Source organism: Caminibacter sp. (assembly GCF_053999135.1).
In genome coordinates this window covers 1-20,970 of record NZ_JBMXVQ010000097.1, presented here as the reverse complement: position 1 = coordinate 20,970, position 20,970 = coordinate 1, and the positions used below count along the sequence as shown (strand labels likewise).

Genomic DNA, 20,970 nt, shown 5'->3' with positions numbered 1-20,970 from the left:
TACTTGATTTGAACAATATTGATGAAATAATAGACTGGGTTTTGAAAAACGCACAGGATATATAAAGGAGAAAAGATGACTGAAATTATAAAAGCGATTGAAAATACCGCTAAAGAGATTTATGAATCTATAAAAACAAAAGATACGGGAAAAGTGGATACTTCAAACGCAAGCGGTGACGTTCAGGTGAAACTTGACGTAATAAGCGATGAGATAGTTGAAAAAAATTTATTAAAAGTAAATAGCGTAAAAGAGATTATCAGCGAAGAAAAAGAAGACCCTATAACAAAAGAAAACGGAAAATATCTTGTAGCTTACGATCCTCTTGACGGGAGCAGTCTTATTGATGTTGATTTAAGTGTAGGGAGTATTTTTGGAATATATGAAAATGATTATAAAGGCGAAAATATAAAAGCCGCCGTTTATGTGGTATATGGACCAAGAGTTGAGATGGTTGTAGCAAGGGACGTAGTTGAACTTTTCAGACTAAATGAAAAAACAAAAGAGTTTGAATTTGTAAAAGAGCTTAAATTAAAAGAAAAAGGGAAAATTTTAGGACCGGGCGGTACTCAAAAAAACTGGTATCCTTTTCATAAAGAGATGATAGATTCGTTTTTTGCTGAAGGCTATAGATTAAGATACAGCGGTGGAATGGTACCTGATTTGCATCAAATTTTATTAAAAGAGGGCGGACTTTTTGCATATCCAGGCACTACTGACAAACCAAAAGGAAAGCTAAGGAAATTATTTGAAGTATTTCCTTTTGCGTATGTTTATAAAAAAGCCGGGGGAGAAGCGGTTGATGGGTTTGTTGATTTATTGACTCTTGATTATGAAAATTACCATGACACTACGCCTTGCTTTTTCGGAAGCAAAGAAGAAATTATTAAAGTATTAAGAACTTATAAGGAGAATAAATGAGTGATAAGTGTAAAACATATTATCTGACTACACCGATTTATTATGTAAATGATGTGCCTCATATCGGGCATGCTTATACGACAATAATTGCCGATACGATTGCCAGATATAGCAGACTAAAAGGAATTGACACGTTTTTCTTAACAGGAACGGATGAGCATGGTCAAAAAATAGAAGAAGCGGCAAAAAAAAGAGGAAAATCTCCAAAAGAGTATGCTGATGAGATTAGCGCCAAGTTTAAAGAGCTTTGGGATGAGTTTGAAATTAGTTATGATAAATTTATAAGAACTACAGACCCTGAACATATAAAAGGTGTTCAAAAAGCGTTTCTCGAAATGTATAAAAAAGGGGATATTTATAAAGATTATTATGAAGGGCATTATTGTGTAAGCTGTGAGAGTTTTGTTGCTCCAAGTCAGCTGGTAAATGACGAACTTTGTCCTGATTGTGGGAAACCTACGAGAATTATTAAAGAAGAGAGCTACTTTTTTAAACTTTCAAAATATCAAGACCAATTACTTGACTGGTTAAAAAACAAAAAACCAATCCTTCCTGAAGCAAAAGCCAACGAAGTTATAAGATTCGTAGAAGAAGGGTTAAAAGATTTATCAATTACAAGAACTTCTTTTGAATGGGGTATAAAACTTCCGCCTGAAATAAACGACCCAAAACACGTGGTTTATGTATGGCTTGATGCGTTGTTTAATTATCTTACGGCTCTTGGATACGGAAGCGAAGATGAAAGTATGGTGGAGAAATACTGGCCTGCGAAACTTCATATTGTAGGAAAAGATATTTTAAAATTCCATGCGGTTTACTGGCCTGCATTTTTGATGAGTATAGAGTATGAGCTTCCTAAAAAAATCGCAGCTCACGGATGGTGGACAAGAGACGGTGAGAAGATGAGTAAATCTAAAGGAAATGTAATTAATCCAAAAGAAGTAGCGGATGCTTACGGGATTGAAAACTTTAGATATTTTCTTTTAAGGGAAGTGCCTTTTGGAGCTGACGGGGATTTCAGTGAAAAAGCGTTAATTGACAGAATCAATAACGACCTTGGAAATGACTTTGGAAACTTATTAAACAGAATTATAGGTATGGCTTATAAATATTTTGACGGAAAAGTTACAAGTAAAAACGTAGAGAAATATTTTAGTGCCGAGTTGAATGAAGCCAGAGGAATTGTTAAAAATTTAGAAGAGACGTATCTTTGGAAAATGCAAATTCATAAATTCTTAGAAGAGCTTTGGAAGGTACTTTCAATCGGAAATAAAGCGATTGATACTTATAAACCTTGGGAACTTATGAAAAATAAAGAAGAAGAAAAAGCAGCGGCGCTTATCGGTCTTATAGCAAACCTTCTTGCAATAGTGGCTGTTAATCTTCATGCCGTAATGCCAAAAACTACCCAAAAAATAGCTAACGCCCTTGGGTTTGAAATAACGCCTGAGAGTTTTAAAGAAATTATGGAAGGAAAACTTCTTGATGATTTCGTTATTCAAAAAATACCTCCGCTTTTCCCTAAAATTGAAAAACCTTTAATGAAAAAAGCCGAAGTTAAAAAAGAAGAGGCGGCAAATATCATTACAATAGATGAATTTTTTAAAGTGGAGTTAAAAGTCGGAACTGTTATAAAAGCTGAAGAAGTTAAAAAATCTAAAAAACTTTTAAGACTAGAGGTAGATTTAGGTGAAGAAAAACCTCGCCAGATAGTAGCTGGAATTAAAGAATATTATAAACCAGAAGAACTTGAAGGAACGCAGGTGTGTGTGGTAAGTAATCTAAAACCTGCAAAACTTATGGGGATGGTGAGTGAAGGAATGCTTCTTGCCGCAAAAGATGATGAAGGACTAGCTTTAATTAGACCTGAAAAGCCTAAAAAGACAGGAACTCCTATTAAATGAAAATAGAAACCTTAGTTAACTTAATCGGAGGAGAGTTACTAAACTCTCCTTATATCAGTGAAGTTGTTCATTTTACTGATGATGTTGAGGATGTTAACAGGGGAAGCTGTTTTTTTGTTAAAAAAATTTCTGATATTCCTCAGGCTATAAAAAATGGAGCTTATGCTATTATAGCGGATAAAGATATTTCTATCTTGGATAAGGAAATAGCCTGGATAAAAGTAGAAAACGTAAAAAAAGCTCTTTTTAATATATTTAAATATGAAAATATTACAAATCAAATCTATTTTACGGATGAAATTACTTTATCAATTATAAAAAAAATGAATTTGGAAAAAAAAGTAATTGTTTTAAAGAACGATGAAGATTTTTTTAAAGCTATCAATCTGAGGGAAAAATATATTTTAACTGATAATAAAAAATTTAAAGAAATTTTTGCCAATATTGTAGATTTAAAATCCAAAAATATCAAGCTTATTCAAAAAGGGCTTTTTAGGTGTGAGTTTAATCAAGAAGAGATTAAAATACCTTTTGTGTATAAAAATTTTTTTGCAAAAGCTTTAAATTTTTTTGATACTTATGATTTAAAATATACATTGGACTTTGAAATAGAGAGATTTAAACCTGTTTTTATAAATGCTCTGTTTGAGGAAGTGGAGTTTGGAAAAAGTGAAAAGGTTGTGATAACCGGGATAAAAAACGATAAGTTTTTCTTTGACGAGCTTAATTATATTATAGAGAATACAAAATATGCAAAAACAGTTTTTATTAATAATTCTAACAAAACGCTTTTAAATAAACCTTTTAATTTTGCAGTTATGGTTGATTGTGAATTTACGCCTAAAATAAGAGAAGAAAAAAGGTTCTTTAATGATTAAAATTGAGAAAATTAATGAATTATGTCGTGGTAAATTTTTAACTTTAAAAGAAGTTTTTTTTAATTATAAAGGCAAAAAAAGGCGTTGGGAAGTTTGTACTTCTATGGACAGTGTCGCTATATTAATTTATGATAAGGATTTAGAATCTGTTGTTTTAGTAAAACAGTTTAGATTGCCTGTTTTTCTTAAAAACAGAGACGGTTATACTTATGAGCTGTGTGCCGGGCTTTGTGATAAGGATAAGTGTTCTCTAGAAATAGCAAGAGAAGAGGTTTTAGAGGAGTGCGGGTATGATGTTGAGAGTGAAAGAATCGAAAAAATAACATCAACCTGGGCGAGTGTCGGGACAAATGCGGCGAATCAGACTGTATATTATGTTGAGGTTACGCAAAATGATAAAGTAAATGAAGGCGGCGGAATTGATGATGAAGATATAGAAATAGTTGAAATTAAAAAAAATAATGTGGAAAAATTTATTTTTGATGAGAATAAAGTTATAACACCGGGAGCTAAATTTGCTTTAATGTGGTGGTTACATTATAAAAAAGGGGAAAAATGAAACACATTTTTAGGGAATATGATATCAGGGGAATATTTGATAAAGATTTAAAAGAAGAGATAGTTAAAAAAATAGGATTTTATCTTGGTAAAAAGATTGACGGAAATTACGTTTTTGTAAGTTATGACGCAAGAAAACATTCTCCAATTCTTCATAATTGGCTTGTAAGCGGACTTAATAAAGTCGGCAAAAAAGTAATAAGCGGCGGGATGTTACCTACCGGAGCTAATTATTTTGCCAATTTCAGACCGTTATGTATTGATGGTATTGGAAAGGTTGAAATTGGGGGCAGTATTCAAATTACCGGCTCTCATAATCCTCCTGAATATAACGGATTTAAAATTACGATAAACAAGCTTCCGTTTTACGGAAAAGATATTTATGCCTTAGGAGATGAAGTAATAAACAGTAACGTTTCAATAGAAGATAATACGGAAGTTATTAAATATAATTTAAAAGAAGATTATATAGACTATATAAGTAACCAGTTTTCTCATTTAAAAGGACTTGATTTAAATGCCGTATTTGACTGTGGAAACGGGGTAGCTGGAGTAGTTTTAAGAGATATTTTAGAAAAAATAGGGATAAAGAATTACGAAATATTTTTTGAAGAACCTGATGGGACTTTTCCAAATCACCACCCAGACCCAACCGAAGAAGAGAATCTTGCATGGGTAAAAGATGCTTTAAAACAGGGAAGAGATTATGCTTTTGCTTTTGACGGGGATGCCGATAGAATTGCTTTTTTGGATAAATATTATAACTATAAAGGTGATATATTAGCTTTCTTTTTTGCTAAAAATATGAAAAATCCATGTGTAATTAGTGAAGTAAAAGCAACACAGGTTATGTATGATGAAATAAATAAATTCGGACGGGCTATTATGTATAAAACAGGGCATAGCAATCTTAAAACCCTGTTAAAAAAAGAAAACTGTGATTTGGCTGCAGAAGTTAGCGGGCATATTTTCTTTAATGACAGATATTTTGGAATAGATGACGCTATTTATGTTACCTTTAGAATAATGGAACTTATAAAAAACGGATTTAATTTTAAAGAAGAATTTGAAAAACTGCCTAAAGTATATAATACAGATGAAATAAAAATAAAAACAACAGAAGATAAAAAGTTTAAAATTATAGAAAATTTAAAAAAATATTTAAATAAAAATAAAGAAAATTTAGGTATTAAAAAGATAGTAGATGTAGATGGAGTTAGGGTGATTTTTGAAAACGGTTGGGGGCTTGTTAGGGCAAGTAATACAACCCCGGTATTAGTTACCCGTTTTGAAGCCACTGATGAGAAAGATTTAGAAAATATTAAAACTATTCTTACAGAATCTCTTCAAAAAATTCTTTAATTTTCTTTTTCTATTTTCTTATATTTTTTAAATTAATTAAATTGATTGATTTTTACTCAATTTTATTGTATAATACGCTTATTAAAAGTGAGGTGTAGTTTATGTTAAGGAGGGGAAATGTCAAAAAGTTTATATGAGGTGTTAGGCGTTAGTGAAAATGCTACGCAAGATGAAATAAAAAAAGCTTATAGAAAGCTTGCAAGAAAATATCATCCGGATATATGTAAAAAACCTGAATGTGAAGAAAAATTTAAAGAAATCAATACTGCTTATGAGATTTTAGGAGATCCTGAAAAAAGAAAACAGTATGACCAAATGGGTGATACGATGTTTAACGGTCAAAACTTCCAAGATTTTTATAGACAACATAAAGATATAGACCTTGAAGAAATACTTTCGTCTATTTTTGGGGGAGGTTTTGGCCGTTCTCGTAGCGGTTTTGGCGGTTTTGGTGGTTTTGACGAATTTGGATTTGGAGGAGGTTTTGCTCCTGATTTAGACGTTCACGCAAGAATTCAGATTCCGTTTGATATTGCAGTAACCGGAGGAGTTTATCCTATAAATTATAACGGAGAGACTATAAAAATAAAAATTCCTGAAGGAATTAAATCCGGTCAGAAACTTAGAATTAGAGGTAAAGGTAAAACATTTCAAGGACATAGAGGTGATTTGATTCTGGAAATAGATGTAATGCCAAGCAACGAGTGGGAAAGAAAAGGAGATGATTTATATAAAAAAATAGACGTTCCTTTAAAAACTATGATGTTTGGCGGTAAAATTGGAGTTGACACTTTTAAGGGGCATATAAATGTAAAAGTTCCTAAAAATTCAAAATGCTGTCAAAAGCTTAGAGTTAGAGGATACGGAGTTAAAGGAGGAGATTTATATCTCGAATTGAGACCTATACTCCCAAAAGTAGAAGAGCTTGATCCTGAACTCGCTAAAATGATGGAAGAGAAACTTCCGTCATAATTTTAATTTCCTGCGTAGGCAGGAGAAAGGAGGATGATATGTATAGTTATGATGAACCTGTATATTTAATAAGTGTGGTGAGTAAAATATTAAATATCCATCCACAGACATTAAGACAATATGAAAGAGAAGGTTTAATTAAACCAAGCCGAACAGAAGGTAAGATGAGGCTTTATTCTCAAAGAGATATAGACAGACTCAAACTTATATTATCTTTAGTTAGAGATTTAGGTGTTAATTTGGCAGGAGTTGAAATTATTCTTCAGCTTAAAGAGGAGATAGAGAGACTTCAAAAAGAAATAGATGCTCTTAAAAGACAGCAGGGACAAATTCCACGAAATAGAAGCGTGGTAATAAAAAAAGAAAATTATCAATTAATTTTAGTTCCTGAAACTAAAGAGGAGTAATTTTAAATCCTCTTTAGGTATTAAAATAAATTAAAAGGAAGAGTTAATGTCCTTTTAAAAATATTAAAAGGGCTTAAAATAATATCTTTTCCTATATCTGAAGAGACTTTTGGATTGTTTAAATCTCCTTTTACAATTAGCTTTACGTTTATATTCCCGTCTTTTCCAAAAAGTATGTGGCTTATTCCTTTACCTACAATAGGTATTTTCTTATATTTCATTTTTAATGTTGCCTGTAGTTTTAACATAATTTCGTTAGTTTCTAGATTAATTGTTCCCTTTCCTTTAAAGTCAATGTTTTTTCCTATTATTTTTATACTGTCAAAATATAATATGTTGTTATAAAGTACGTATTTTATATATCCATATTTTATCTTGTATCCTTTTGAGGAAAAACCTGGAGATTTTAAGGATAATAAAGAAGGTACTGTGTTTAAAAATGCTATTAGATTATTAAGAGCTTTTAAATTTTCGTTAATTGCATGATTTATTTTAATATATCCTATATAAAGATCCGGCTGAGGTTTAATGATTTTAAAATCTAAGTCTATTTCTTTAAATGAATTAAAAAACTCTAAAAGAGCGCTTAATTCTTCTTTTTGATAGTGATATCCTGTTATTGTCAAAATATTGTCTTTGGTAAGAGCCTCTAAGGAACTTTTTTTATATTTGGAGGTGAATTTCAATGTATCATTATATTCTAATGTTGCTTTTTGAGATAAAAATTTATGATTTTTATAAATTAAATTGGTATTTGTTGAATTTACTATTGCATAAAAGTTTGTATCTGAAGTTTGATATTTGGATTTAGGGATTAAGTTATCCACGGTATCTATTATTTCTAAAAGGGTTTCTATGTTTATATCCACATTTTTAATGTCAGCTTTTAAATGATTTAAATTTGTTATTGTTACTTTTATATTATTGTTGCTTATTTTTATTGTATCTTTATCAATTTCCACTTTAGCGTCTATGCAGTTAGGATTTTTTTTGTTTAATAATAAAGGTTTTTTTAGAATTGCTTTTGTTATTAATAAAGTTTGATTTTTTAATATGTGAATATATACATCTCCGTCTTTCAAAAAAGAAAAAGGAGTATATTTTATAAACTTTTTAATTGAATAAACATAGATATCTAAGTTTTTTAAATCTGCCATAACTGTGGAGTTTAAAAGATATAGAAAATGGTTTTTGAAATCAATTACTATTTTTTCGTTAAAATTTTTTATATTAACTAAATTTAAAATTTTAAATGTTTTTATTTTTGCAAAAGAGTTTAAAAATTGAGGGTTTATAGTTAGATTTGAATCCAAAATGATTTTTCCTATGTCAAAAGATGAATTTAAATCTTTTAATTTTACGGAAAAATTTAAATCTTTCCCTTTTTCTTGTAGCTTGTTGTATCCGAAAATTGAGTTTTCGTATTTAAATAATGAGTTTTTGGAATTTATTTGGTGTTTAATATGAAAAATTTTTTTATCTATATCAATAGAAGCATTTAAATATATATGATTTTTACCTCTCAGTTGTTGTAAGGGCAGGGATATGTTGAATTCTTTTAAAATCTGTTTTAAATCATTATTTATTTTGACGGAATTGCTTGAAGAGCGGACATTTAAAACGGAGCCGTTTAAATCTATAAAAGTCGGGGTAAATGTAAAAGATTTAATTCTTATAGTTTCTATTACCGCTTTTTTTGTTTTGGTGTTTATTAAGATGTTTTGTACTGAAGGATTTAAGTTTTTATATTTTATTTTTATTGTAGGTATGGAAATTAAATTATATTTTCCATAAATGGTAGGTATTATTATTTTTAAAAAAGCGTTTTTTATTATGTTGTTATTGATTTTATAGGTTATAAAATCGTCAAACACCATCAGAAATGCATTATCGGCTTTAGCATAAATGTCTTTTTTGATAAGGGTTATTTTTTTTGAAGAAAAATTTAGATTGTGTTTGTTTTTAAAAACGATTTCGTTTTCAAATAAGGTGGCGTTAATGTCCTGATAATGTAGATTTATTTTATTGTTTTTTGAAATTATTAATAATTTTTCTTTTAGAAAATATGTGCCTTTAAGAAAATCTGTGTAAGCTTTTATTTTTTTATATTCTCCTTTTGCTTTTAATATGTTGAAAATTGCTTTTTTATTGGTTAAATCTATTTTAACGGAATTTAATTTTATAAAATCTTTTTTGTTTTTTATAAATAATTCATCCCCTTTTGCGCTTGCGGATATATTTTTGTATTTTAAATCTGCATATAAGGAAAGAATAAATTTCGAAATATCTATCTTAAAATCTTTATAATTAGTAGATAATTTTTTTGAAGAAACAATAGTTGTTAGTATATCTTTATCGTTAAGTTCCCCTTTTAAATTTATTTTATTTTTTCCATTTATATATGCTGTTAAATTAAAAGATATTATATCTTCAAAATTTATTTTTCCATTTAAGTCTTTTATGTTTATATTTTCATATTTAATATTAAAATTGTTTAAAATCAGATATTTTCTGTAAGGCTTTATTTTTCCTTTTAAATAAAAAAGATTTGAATTTATAAATAATGTTTTTTGAGTAAAATAAATTTCCGGTATTTTTATATCTTTATATTGAAAGTCTTTGGCATCTATTTTTTCAATGAAATTCATGAGCCATTTAACGGAATGTAGTCTTTTATGAAAGGTTGTAATGTCTTTTTTTATTGATTGTTGTGGTATTATTCGAATGCCGTTGGCTTTTATAATTATTTTTTTATGAATTTTTATAAAAAAATGTTGTATCTTTAGATTATTTAATTTTAGATTATAAAAGTTTAGACCATGAAACAAGGATATAAAAACTATGAAAGAGAAATATAAAATTACAAAAATTATAGCCGTAATAGAAGTTCTTTTAATTTTCATAATCTTTATCCTTTTTTATCTTACCAGAGAGGTAAAAACTTCAAGAGTTGTTTATGTTCCTTCCGGTAATACAAATTATACAATAAAAACCTTGCAAAAAAACGGTTTGGATATAAATATGGCAGATTTTTTTTTCATAAGGCTGTTTGGTTATCCTCAGGCCGGGTGGATAGATTTAAAAAGCACTACAATGACAAAGCTTGATTTTTTAAGAAAATTGACCCATTCTAAAGCCGCAATAGTGAAAATTATTGCAATTCCCGGAGAAACGAATTATTTTATTTATAAACAGATAGGTAAAAAACTTAAAATTAAAAATTTTTATTGTAATATAGAGGAAGGTTTTATAAAACCGGATACGTATTTTTTACCTATAGGAATGGAAAGGAAAAGGGTATGTCAATATCTTTATGATATTTCTTTAAAATGGCACAGACAGATAAGTAAAAAGTTTTTAGGAGTATGGAATTATCCTCAATATAAAACTAAACTTATTATAGCTTCCTTAATTCAAAAAGAAGCGGCAAATGTCAAAGAAATGCCTTATATCTCGGCTGTTATAAACAATAGACTGCAAAAACATATGAAACTTCAACTGGATGGGGCTTTAAATTACGGTAAATATTCTCATACAAAGATAACCCCTTCAAGATTAAGACATGATAACAGTAGATTTAATACTTATAAATATTTCGGTTTACCTCCGGAGCCTGTATGTATTGTAAGTAAAGAAGCCATTAAAGCCGCTTTTTTTCCGGCTAAAGTGAAATATCTCTATTTTGTAAAATGTGGTAAAACCCATAGGTTTGCAGTTACTTATAAAGGGCATATTAAAAATATTAGAAGATGTTCTAGAAAATAGGGTTTACGTTTAGTAACACTTTTATTAGATTAAATTAAAAAATTGTTACTTTTTGTATAAAAAAAGGTAAAATTTAAAAAACCAAAAAAAGGAGAGTGTATGGCACAGCCGACAATCGTATGGACAAAAATTGATGAAGCGCCTTATCTTGCAACATTTAGCTTACTTCCTATTATGGAAGCATTTACAAAAGATGCAGATATTAACTGGGAGCTAAGAGACATTTCTCTTGCAGGAAGAATAATTGCTGAATTTTCAGATATGTTACCAGAAAACCTAAGACAGCCGGATGAACTTGCTTATCTTGGCGAACTTGTAAATAAACCTGAAGCAAATATTATTAAACTTCCAAACATTTCAGCTTCAGTTCCACAGCTAAAAGCTGCAGTTAAAGAACTTCAATCTCAAGGTTATCCGCTACCTGATTTCCCTGAAGAGCCTCAAAACGCCGAAGAAGAGAAAATCAGACTAAAATATATGAAATGTGTAGGTTCAAACGTAAACCCAGTTCTTAGACAAGGAAACTCAGACAGAAGACTTGCCGAGCCTGTAAAAGAGTATGCAAAAATGCATCCGCACAGCATGAAAGACGTAAGTAGTGAAAGTAAATCTTATGTTGCTCATATGGAAAAAAACGATTTTTATCAAAACGAACAAAGCTTTATTGCACCTAAAAAAATGACTGTTGCAATTGAGTTTGAAGGTAAAAACGGAATTAAAAAAGTATTTAAAGAAGTAGAACTTGATGAAGGTGAAGTATTTTCAGGAACTTTTCTTAACAGAAAAACTCTAAGAGATTTTTATGAAAAAACAATTGAAGATGCAAAAGAAAAAGATATTTTATTTAGCTTACACCTAAAAGCTACAATGATGAAAGTAAGCGACCCTGTAATGTTTGGGGATGCAATTAGGGTATATTACAAAAAACTTTTTGATAAATTTGGAAAAGAACTTGAAGAGATTGGATTTAATCCGAATAACGGATTTAGTGACCTTGAAGCTAAACTTTCAAAATTACCAGAAGATAAACAGGCTGAAGTTAAAAAGACAATTGAAGAAATTTATGCAAAAAGACCAAGACTTTATATGGTAGATAGCGACAAAGGTGTTACAAACCTTCACAGACCAAACGATGTAATTATTGACGCGTCAATTCCTGCTACAATTAAAAACGGTCTAAAAGGTTGGGGTCCTCAAGGTGAGGTTGAAGACTTGGTAATTACAGTTCCTGACAGAACATATGCAAGAATGTATAAAGAAATTGTAGCGGATATCGTTAAAAACGGACAGTTTGACCCTACAAAAGTGGGAACAGTTCAAAACGTGGGTCTTATGGCTAAAAAAGCGGAAGAGTACGGAAGTCACGATAAAACATTTTTCCCGCCAGAAGATGGTATAATTAGAGTAGTTGATACTGAAAATAACGAAGTATTAATGGAGTTTGAAACTGATAAAGGCGATATCTGGAGAGCATATACTGCAAAAGAAGAAGCTATTACAGACTGGATTAAGCTTGCGGTAAACAGAGCAAAAGAGAGCGGATTGCCGATTGTATTCTGGCTTGATAGCAATAGAGCTCACGATGCGAATATTATTAAATATGTAGTAAGAGAACTTGCAAAATATGACCTAAGTGATGTAGAATATCATGTTATGGCTCCTGAAAAGGCTATGAGATATACGCTTAGAAGATTTAGAAAAGGTCTTGGAACAATTTCTGTAACAGGAAACGTACTAAGAGACTATTTAACAGACCTTTTCCCGATTATTGAAGTTGGAACAAGTGCAAGAACACTCTCAATCGTTCCATTGCTTGCAGGCGGAGGGCTTTATGAAACAGGTGCCGGTGGTTCTGCTCCAAAACACGTAGAGCAATTCATAAAAGAAGGTCATTTAAGATGGGATAGTTTAGGAGAGTTTTTAGCTACAGTTGAATCACTTAAACTAGCTAAAAAACAAGGCGGAAATGATAAAGTTGATATTATTGCAGATGCACTTAATAAAGCGGTTGGAAAGTATCTTGCTAACGATAAAACTCCAAAAAGAAAAGTAGGACAGCTTGATAACAGAGGGAGTCATTACTACTTAGCAAGATACTGGGCTGAAGAACTTGCAAACTGCGGAGATATCGAACTTGAACTTAAATTTAAACCTGTTGCTAAAGAACTTAAAGAAAATGAAGAAAAAATCTTAGAAGAAATTAGAGCAGCAGAAGGGAAACCTTGTGATATAGAAGGATATTATCATCCGAATGAAGAAAAAGTAGCAAAATGTATGAGACCGAGCGCTACATTTAATAAAATTGTAGACGCATTAAGATAAACCCTTTTTGGGGTTATTTTCTTTTAAAGGATAAAGATGTCGAATAAAGTATCAATTGTAGGTGCGGGAAATGTTGGAAGTATTGTCGCTTATTCTCTTGCAATGCAAGGGCTTGCTCATGAAATAGTTTTGGTTGACAGAGATACCGACAGAGCTAAAGGAAAAGCACTTGATATGAGCCATGCCGCAAGTGCCGTGAGAAGCCATTCCATTGTAAGAGCAGCAGAGAGTTATGAAGATGTAAGAGATAGTAAGGTTGTTGTAATTACCGCAGGTTTTCCAAGAAAACCCGGAATGACAAGAGAAGATTTACTGCTTAAAAACGCTGAAATTATGAAAGATGTCGTAAATCAGGTAAAAGAGGTTGCACCTGATTCAATTTTGGTTGTTGTTTCAAACCCTCTTGATGCAATGACTTATACGGCTTTAAAAGTATCAGGTTTTCCAAGAGAAAGAGTAATTGGAATGGCTGGAATTTTAGACAGTGCAAGAATGGCATATTTTATTTATGAAAAACTGGGATACGGAGCCGGTCAGATTAGAGCAAGCGTAATTGGAGGTCATGGAGATTTTATGGTACCACTTCCAAGATATTCAACCGTAGCCGGAGTGCCTCTTAGTGATTTACTTTCTCAAAAAGAAATTGATGAAGTGGTAGAGAGAACGCGTCATGCGGGAGCCGAAATTGTAAGTTATCTTAAAACTGGAAGTGCATATTTTGCTCCGGGGAAATCAACGGCTATTATGGTTGAAGCTATACTGAGGGACTCTAAACAAATATTCCCGTGTGCCGTACTTCTAAAAGGTGAATATGAAGTGGATGACGTGGTAAACGGGGTTCCCGTAATGCTTGGAAGAGACGGGGCAGAAAAAGTTATTGAAGTAACGCTTGACCCGTGTGAAAAAGAGCAGTTCAGACGTTCAACGGCAGCCGTTAAGCAGATGATAGACGTGCTTGAGAGAGACTTTTTTAAGGAGAATAAATGAGAGTCGTAAAATATGGCGATATCGTAAAATCAATAAGAGATATGATAATTTACTCAACAACACATCTCTCGCCCGATATGAAAAAAGCTTTAGAAGAAGCTTATAAAAATGAAAAAAGCGAAGTAAGTAAAGCTGTTTTAAAACAGATTCTTGATAATGCAAAAATTGCAGAAGAAGAATGGAAACCTTTATGTCAGGATACCGGGCTTGCAATTTATTTTGTAAAAGTCGGAGAAGATGTTAAGGTTGAGGGCGGAAGTCTTAAAGATGCAATATATGAAGGAACAGAAAAAGGTTATAAAGAAGGATATTTAAGAGCTAGTACATGTGATTGTTTTACAAGAGCAAATCTTAAAGATAAAGTTGGATATAACCTGCCTCCTGTAATTTATTTTGATATTGTTCCCGGTGATAAAATAGAAATTGAATATGCTGCAAAAGGCGGTGGAAGTGAGAATGTAAGCCGTGCGACAGTTCTTGCACCTGCGGCCGGAAAAGAAGGAATTAAAGAGTTTGTTAAAAAAGTTGTAAGTGATGCCGGTCCAAACCCTTGTCCACCGCTTGTTGTCGGAGTTGGAATTGGAGGAAGTTTTGATTACGCGGCTGTTATGAGCAAACATGCTCTTTTTAGAGATATAGGAACTAAAAATCCGGACCCTGAACTTGATGAGCTTGAAAAAGAACTTAAAGAAGAGCTTAACAAACTTGGAATAGGTGCCATGGGAATGGGTGGAACTGAAACCGTTTTAGCAGTCCATATAGAAACGTTCCAACCGGGCAGGATGTGTCATATTGCATCGCTTCCAGTGGCTGTTAATATTCAATGTCACAGCAGCAGACACGCTCATATTACTATTTAAAGGAATAAAAATGGCAGAATACAGATTAAAAACTCCTTTAACAGATGAAGATGTAGAAAAATTAAAAGCAGGAGATATTGTATATCTAACTGGGACTGTGTATACCGCAAGGGATGCCGCTCACAAAAGACTTGTTGATTTAATTAATGAAAATAAAGAACTCCCTTTTGATTTAAAAGGAGCTGTGATTTATTATGTAGGTCCAACTCCTCCAAAACCGGGAGAGGTAATAGGAAGTGCCGGACCTACTACAAGTTACAGAATGGACCCTTATGCACCTATTTTAATTGAAAAAGGGCTAAAAGGTATGATTGGTAAGGGTAAAAGAAACGAAGCTGTAAAAGAAGCATGTAAAAAACACAAAGCCGTTTATTTTGGAGCAGTTGGAGGAGCGGCCGCACTTATTGCAAAAGCTATTAAAAAGGCTGAGGTTATCGCTTATCCTGAGCTTGGACCTGAGGCTATAAGAAGACTTGAGGTAGAAGATTTTCCTGTGGTTGTAGTTAATGATGTATACGGAAACGACCTTTATGAAATGGGAAGAAAAGAGTGGGAAGAAAAATAAAATTCTAAAAGGAGAGTAAATGAATATTCATGAATATCAGGCAAAAGAGATATTTAGAAAATATGGAGTTCCAACTCCAAGAGGAGGAGTTGCGTTTTCCGGACCTGAGGCTAGAAGAGTAGCCGAAGAGCTTGGAGGTAACCTTTGGGTTGTAAAAGCTCAAATTCACGCGGGAGGTAGAGGAAAAGCAGGTGGAGTTAAACTTGCAAAAACTCTTGATGAAGTTGAAAAAATAGCAGAAGAAATGCTTGGAATGACGCTTGTAACCCATCAAACAGGACCTGAGGGAAAAGTAGTAAAAAAAGTTTATATTGAGGAGGGTGCTGATATTAAAGAAGAGTATTATCTTGGAATGGTGCTTGATAGGGCGCTTGAAATGCCTGTAATGATGGCAAGTACTGAGGGTGGAATGGAAATTGAAGAAGTTGCTGCTAAAACTCCTGAAAAAATTGTAAAAGTGGCAATCGACCCGACAATCGGATTTCAACCTTTTCATGCCAGAAAATTGGCATTCGGACTTGGTCTTGGAAAAGACGAACAAAAAGAATTTATAAAATTTGCAAATGCTTTATATAAAGTATATATGGATAATGATGCCGAAATGATTGAAATCAACCCGTTAATTAAAACGGGAGAAGGGAAATTCCTAGCCCTTGATGCAAAAATGGGATTTGATGACAATGCACTTTACAGACATCCGGATATTGCGGATATGAGAGACTTAGACGAAGAAGAACCAACTGAAATAGAAGCTAAAAAATACGGATTAAGCTATATCAAACTTGACGGAAATGTAGGATGTATGGTTAATGGTGCTGGGCTTGCAATGGCTACGATGGATATTATTAAACACGAAGGCGGAGAACCTGCAAACTTCTTAGACGTTGGTGGTGGAGCAAATCCTGACACTGTTGCAAAAGGATTTGAAATTATTCTAAGCGATCCGAATGTAAAGAGTATTTTTGTAAATATTTTCGGTGGAATTGTTAGATGTGATCGTATAGCAAACGGAATTCTTCAGGCTACTGAAAAAGTGGAAGTAAATGTCCCTGTAATTGTAAGACTTGATGGAACAAATGCCGAGGAAGCTGCGGAAATTCTAAGAAATGCAAACATTAAAAACATTATTCCTGCGACTGATTTAAAAGATGGAGCGCAAAAAGCCGTAAAAGCTGCGAAAGGAGAGCTATAATGAGTATTTTAGTGAATAAAGACACAAAAGTAATTGTTCAAGGATTTACAGGAAAAGAAGGGACTTTCCATTCAGAACAGTGTATGGCCTACGGGACTCAAATCGTAGGAGGTGTAACTCCAAACAAAGGCGGGATGACACATCTTGGGAAACCTGTGTTTAATACAGTTGAAGATGCCCTAAAAGCCACAGGAGCCACTGTCAGTATGATTTTCGTTCCTCCTGCATTTGTTGCCGATGCGGTAATGGAAGCGGCTGATGCGGGGATAGAGCTTGCCGTAATTATTACAGAAGGTGCGCCTGTTAGAGATATGATGTATGCAAAACATTATGCGACTAAAAAAGGAATGAAAACAATAGGACCAAACTGTCCTGGAATTATTACAGCAGAAGAGTGTAAAATAGGAATTATGCCAGGACATATTTTTAAAAAAGGAAATGTTGGACTTATTAGTAAATCCGGAACCCTAACATATGAAGCAAGTAATCAGGTTGTAAAAGAAGGTCTTGGAATAACAACAGCGGTTGGTATTGGAGGAGACCCGATTATTGGTCTTAGTTATAAAGAGCTATTACCAATGTTTGAAGCAGACCCTGAAACAGAAGCAATCGTTATGATTGGTGAAATCGGAGGAGACCTTGAAATTCAAGCTGCAAAACTTATAAAAGAAAAAATTACAAAACCCGTAATTGCTTTTATTGCAGGTCAAACCGCTCCTAAGGGTAAAAGAATGGGACATGCCGGGGCTATTATCAGCGGAAGCAAAGGTACGGCGGCTGAGAAAATGGCTGCATTAAAAGAAGCTGGAGCGTATGTAGTTGAAAGTCCAGCGGATATTGGGGCTACAGTAGCAAAAGCTTTAAAAGAGAGAAAATAATCGAATTTTTAACCCTCTTTTTTGGGGTTTTTTTTGATTTTAAAATTAGTGACAGAGGAATAAATTTTTTATAGAAAATGTTACATTTTTACTCAAAAAAGCTTTAAGCTGTTTTAAATAGGCTTAGTTTAGTCTTATTTTTGTTATTATAAAATAAATCAAAAAAAGGAGAATAAATGGCTTTAAATGTAGATTTTAGATTAAAAGCTCCGGCAAATACACCTGTTTGGGTTGATGAAGCAAAATGTAAAAGCTGTGAACTTTGTGTTGAATTTTGTCCTACAGGCGTACTTGAGATGATTCCAGACCCTCATAATATTTTGGGTCAGATGGTAAAGGTAACACATCCGGAATATTGTATAGGATGTAAAGAATGCGAACTTGAATGTCCTGATTTTTGTATTTTTGTAGCTGAAAGAGATGAATATAAATTTAAAAAACTTAATGAAGTTAAAAAGCTAAAAGGAGAAGCGTAATGCCAAGAGAAATCGTAAGTACAGGAAACCAATTAGCGGCACTTGCAGCAATTGACGCAGGGTGTAGATTTTTTGGTGGATATCCAATTACTCCAAGTAGTGAAATTGCTCATGAAATGAGTAGATTACTTCCAAAAGTGGGTGGGGTGTTTATTCAAATGGAAGATGAAATTGCGGGTATTTCAGTAGCCCTCGGTGCTAGCATGAGCGGTGTAAAATCAATGACAAATACATCAGGTCCTGGTATTAGTTTGAAGTCTGAGCAAATCGGTCTTGCATTTATGGCAGAAGTTCCTCTTGTAATCACAAATGTAATGAGAGGAGGTCCAAGTACCGGTCTTCCAACAAGACCTCAGCAAGGTGATATTTTACAAGCTCAAGCGCCAACTCACGGTGATTATCAGTCTATTACTTTATGTGCGGGAAGTCTTGAAGAGTGTTATACTGAAACTGTTAGGGCATTTAATCTGGCAGAAAGATTTATGACACCTGTATTTGTGTTACTTGACGAAACACTTGGACATATGATAGGAAAAGCTGAGTTACCTGATTTGGAAGAAGTTAAAAAAAATATAGTTAATAGAAAAGTTTACGAAGGAGACCCTAAAGAGTATCTTCCTTACGCTGTCGGGCCAGATGAACCAGCTGTGCTTAATCCATTTTTTAAAGGATACAGATATCATATCACAGGACTTCATCACGGACCAACAGGATTTCCAACGGAAGACGCTAAAATCTGTCAAGAATTAATAGATAGATTGTTTAACAAAATTTTAGCTCATAAAGATGAGATTGAAAGTTATGAAGAGTTTATGCTTGATGATGCCGATATGGCTGTAATTGCTTATGGAAGTGTGAGTTTAGCGGTTAAAGAAGCTATTAAAGAGTTAAGAAAAGAAGGTATAAAAGTAGGGCTTTTCAGACCAATTACACTTTGGCCAAGTCCGGAAGAAAAAATAGATGAAGTATGTAAAAAATTTGATAAAGTATTAGTAACTGAAATGAACAAAGGTCAATATTTTAAAGAAATCCAAAGAGCAAGCGGAAGAAAAGCAGAAACATTTGATACACTTTTTAAAGCAAACGGAAGACCAATCAGTCCGGCCGAAATTAAAGCAAAACTTAAAGAAATGGCATCAAGATAAAAATATAAATTATAAGGAGTAACAATGGCATTTAATTACGATTATTATTTAAGAACCGATAAAATGCCGACACTTTGGTGTTGGGGATGTGGTGATGGTATTATTATGAAAGCGATGATTAGAGCATTTGCAAAACTTGGTTGGGATAAGAACGATATTTGTGTTGTATCCGGGATAGGGTGTTCGGGAAGATTTTCAAGTTACATTGATGCAAACACTGTGCATACGACTCACGGAAGAACTGTGGCATACGCTACGGGGATTAAACTTGCAAATCCCGATAAACACGTAATCGTTGTGGCAGGTGACGGTGACGGTCTTGCAATCGGTGGTAACCATACAATTCATGGATGTAGAAGAAATATTGATTTAAATTTTATTTTAATTAACAATTTTATTTATGGACTTACAAATTCACAAGTATCTCCTACAACTCCAAAAGGATTTTGGGCAGTTACTCAACAATATGGAAATATTGACCCAACATTTGATCCAGCAGAACTTGCAAAAGGTGCGGGGGCTACATTTATTGGTAGAGAAACAGTTGCAGAATCTCAAAAACTTGAAAGATTATTTGTAAAAGGATTTCAACATAAAGGATTTAGTTTCTTTGGTATTCATTCAAATTGTCATGTTAATTTTGGTAGAAAAAATAAATTAGGAACAGCAAAAGCTAACCTTGATTGGATTGAAGGGAACTTAATGCCAAAAGCTAAATGGGATAAAATGAGTGCTGAAGAGCAACACGAAGCAAGAAAAGCTGGTAAATTCCCAAGAGGTATTTTATGGCAAGTAGAAGAGCCAGAATATTGTGATTTATATGATACAGTTATTGAAAAAGCTGGAGGTAAAAAATGAAACAATTAAGATTTACAGGAGTAGGAGGACAAGGTGTTCTTCTTGCTGGGGAAATTTTAGCGACTGCTTATATCAATGCAGGAAAATATGGAGTTCAAGCGGCTACATATACTTCTCAAGTAAGAGGAGGACCTACAAAAGTTGATATCGTTTTAGATGATAAAGAAATTCTTTTTCCTTATGCAAATGATGGTGAAATTGATTTTATGCTTTCAGTTGCTAATGTTAGTTATCAGCAATTTAAAGATGGTGTAAAAGCAGGTGGTAAAATTGTGTATGAGCCAAATTTAGTATATCCAACTGATGCTGATAAAGAAAAATGGGAATTATATCCAATTGAAGTAATTACTATTGCTAAAGAAAAAGTAGGTAATGTTATTACTCAATCAGTTGTAGCACTTGCTATCGCTACTGTAATGATGGATATTGATGAAGATTTAGTATATAATGCTATGATTAACACAGTTCCACCAAAAGCAGTAGAAATCAATAAAAAAGCTTTCGCACTTGGTGTAGAAGCAGCAAAAGAAGCTCTTGCAAAAGGACCAGTAAAAGCTTAATAGCTTTTTGGTTTTGCTTCTTTTTTTTTCTTTCATTTTTAAATTCAATTAAATTTATAGTATAATTTCAAAAAAACTAAGGAGAAATTATGGATATTAGTAAAATTAAACCAGGTAATAATCCTGATAAAGTAAATGCTTTAATAGAAATTCCAGTAGGAAGTAATATTAAATATGAAATAGATAAAGAAAGTGGTGCTGTTGTATTTGATAGAATTATGTATTCAAGTTATCATTATCCAGCAAATTATGGATTTGTTCCAAATACATTAGCAAAAGATGGAGACCCAGCTGATATTTTAGTATTAACTGATTATGCATTAGTGCCAGGATGTGTTATTGCTGTTAGACTTATTGGTA

General features: G+C 32.6%; 20 protein-coding genes. 19 read left to right on the top strand and 1 reads right to left on the bottom strand.

Translation table 11 applies throughout. The features are described from left to right. The first annotated feature begins 75 nt into the window (after window positions 1–75). The 7 genes from ACXJH6_RS07520 (at window position 76) to ACXJH6_RS07490 (ending at window position 7,002) form a co-directional block, all read left to right on the top strand. Window positions 76–921, top strand: coding sequence for a class 1 fructose-bisphosphatase (locus ACXJH6_RS07520; RefSeq protein WP_456471141.1), 846 nt, complete (start codon window positions 76–78; stop codon window positions 919–921). Then, window positions 918–2,825: a methionine--tRNA ligase gene (gene metG / locus ACXJH6_RS07515; protein WP_456471140.1), complete on the top strand. Its 1,908-nt coding sequence runs from the start codon at window positions 918–920 to the stop codon at window positions 2,823–2,825. Before ACXJH6_RS07520 ends, metG begins: the two co-directional genes overlap by 4 nt. Next, window positions 2,822–3,703: a hypothetical protein gene (locus ACXJH6_RS07510; protein WP_456471139.1), complete on the top strand. Its 882-nt coding sequence runs from the start codon at window positions 2,822–2,824 to the stop codon at window positions 3,701–3,703. The genes metG and ACXJH6_RS07510 overlap by 4 nt, the downstream gene beginning before the upstream one ends. Further along, window positions 3,696–4,262, top strand: a complete 567-nt coding sequence (locus tag ACXJH6_RS07505; RefSeq protein ID WP_456471138.1) for an NUDIX domain-containing protein — start codon at window positions 3,696–3,698, stop codon at window positions 4,260–4,262. Before ACXJH6_RS07510 ends, ACXJH6_RS07505 begins: the two co-directional genes overlap by 8 nt. After that, the gene (locus ACXJH6_RS07500) at window positions 4,259–5,623 is read left to right on the top strand and encodes a phosphomannomutase/phosphoglucomutase (protein WP_456471137.1); all 1,365 of its coding nucleotides are present in this window, start codon (window positions 4,259–4,261) and stop codon (window positions 5,621–5,623) included. Before ACXJH6_RS07505 ends, ACXJH6_RS07500 begins: the two co-directional genes overlap by 4 nt. Before the next feature lie 117 nt (window positions 5,624–5,740). Further along, complete coding sequence (locus ACXJH6_RS07495; protein ID WP_456471136.1) at window positions 5,741–6,595, top strand: DnaJ domain-containing protein; 855 nt, start codon at window positions 5,741–5,743, stop codon at window positions 6,593–6,595. 38 nt (window positions 6,596–6,633) lie between these two features. Then, on the top strand, window positions 6,634–7,002 hold the full coding sequence (locus tag ACXJH6_RS07490; RefSeq protein WP_456471135.1) for a heat shock protein transcriptional repressor HspR: 369 nt from the start codon (window positions 6,634–6,636) through the stop codon (window positions 7,000–7,002). A gap of 20 nt (window positions 7,003–7,022) precedes the next feature. Here the strand turns inward: ACXJH6_RS07490 and ACXJH6_RS07485 are convergent, their stop codons facing one another. Beyond that, window positions 7,023–9,650 carry a YhdP family protein gene (locus tag ACXJH6_RS07485; RefSeq protein WP_456471134.1) on the bottom strand — a complete coding sequence of 876 codons (2,628 nt, stop codon included), beginning with the start codon at window positions 9,648–9,650 and terminating at the stop codon, window positions 7,023–7,025. Between the two features lie 193 nt (window positions 9,651–9,843). On the opposite strand from ACXJH6_RS07485, the gene ACXJH6_RS07480 reads away from it, so the two are divergent. From ACXJH6_RS07480 to ACXJH6_RS07425, 12 genes are all read left to right on the top strand, one after another. Then, the gene (locus tag ACXJH6_RS07480) at window positions 9,844–10,767 is read left to right on the top strand and encodes an endolytic transglycosylase MltG (RefSeq protein WP_456471133.1); all 924 of its coding nucleotides are present in this window, start codon (window positions 9,844–9,846) and stop codon (window positions 10,765–10,767) included. Window positions 10,768–10,866: 99 nt separating this feature from the next. Continuing rightward, entirely contained in the window at window positions 10,867–13,089 is a 2,223-nt protein-coding gene (locus ACXJH6_RS07475; protein WP_456471132.1) for an NADP-dependent isocitrate dehydrogenase, read from the top strand. 36 nt (window positions 13,090–13,125) lie between these two features. Beyond that, window positions 13,126–14,076: a malate dehydrogenase gene (mdh, locus tag ACXJH6_RS07470; protein WP_456471131.1), complete on the top strand. Its 951-nt coding sequence runs from the start codon at window positions 13,126–13,128 to the stop codon at window positions 14,074–14,076. Next, window positions 14,073–14,936 (top strand): fumarate hydratase, encoded by an 864-nt coding sequence (locus tag ACXJH6_RS07465; RefSeq protein WP_456471130.1) that lies wholly within the window; start codon window positions 14,073–14,075, stop codon window positions 14,934–14,936. Before mdh ends, ACXJH6_RS07465 begins: the two co-directional genes overlap by 4 nt. A gap of 10 nt (window positions 14,937–14,946) precedes the next feature. Continuing rightward, a complete protein-coding gene (locus ACXJH6_RS07460; RefSeq protein ID WP_456471129.1) occupies window positions 14,947–15,501 on the top strand; it encodes a Fe-S-containing hydro-lyase in 555 nt (184 codons plus the stop codon). A 19-nt stretch (window positions 15,502–15,520) separates the two neighbouring features. Then, complete coding sequence (sucC, locus tag ACXJH6_RS07455) at window positions 15,521–16,693, top strand: ADP-forming succinate--CoA ligase subunit beta (RefSeq protein ID WP_456471128.1); 1,173 nt, start codon at window positions 15,521–15,523, stop codon at window positions 16,691–16,693. Beyond that, the gene (gene sucD, locus ACXJH6_RS07450) at window positions 16,693–17,571 is read left to right on the top strand and encodes a succinate--CoA ligase subunit alpha (protein WP_456471127.1); all 879 of its coding nucleotides are present in this window, start codon (window positions 16,693–16,695) and stop codon (window positions 17,569–17,571) included. The genes sucC and sucD overlap by 1 nt, the downstream gene beginning before the upstream one ends. A 176-nt stretch (window positions 17,572–17,747) precedes the next feature. After that, window positions 17,748–18,047 carry a 4Fe-4S binding protein gene (locus ACXJH6_RS07445; RefSeq protein ID WP_456471126.1) on the top strand — a complete coding sequence of 100 codons (300 nt, stop codon included), beginning with the start codon at window positions 17,748–17,750 and terminating at the stop codon, window positions 18,045–18,047. Next, window positions 18,047–19,192, top strand: a complete 1,146-nt coding sequence (locus tag ACXJH6_RS07440) for a 2-oxoglutarate synthase subunit alpha (RefSeq protein WP_456471125.1) — start codon at window positions 18,047–18,049, stop codon at window positions 19,190–19,192. The genes ACXJH6_RS07445 and ACXJH6_RS07440 overlap by 1 nt, the downstream gene beginning before the upstream one ends. Before the next feature lie 24 nt (window positions 19,193–19,216). Further along, a complete protein-coding gene (locus ACXJH6_RS07435) occupies window positions 19,217–20,050 on the top strand; it encodes a 2-oxoglutarate ferredoxin oxidoreductase subunit beta (RefSeq protein ID WP_456471124.1) in 834 nt (277 codons plus the stop codon). Next, entirely contained in the window at window positions 20,047–20,610 is a 564-nt protein-coding gene (locus ACXJH6_RS07430; protein ID WP_456471123.1) for a 2-oxoacid:acceptor oxidoreductase family protein, read from the top strand. Before ACXJH6_RS07435 ends, ACXJH6_RS07430 begins: the two co-directional genes overlap by 4 nt. 89 nt (window positions 20,611–20,699) lie before the next feature. Then, on the top strand, window positions 20,700–20,970 hold a 271-nt coding region (locus tag ACXJH6_RS07425), incomplete at its 3' end, for an inorganic diphosphatase (protein ID WP_456471122.1).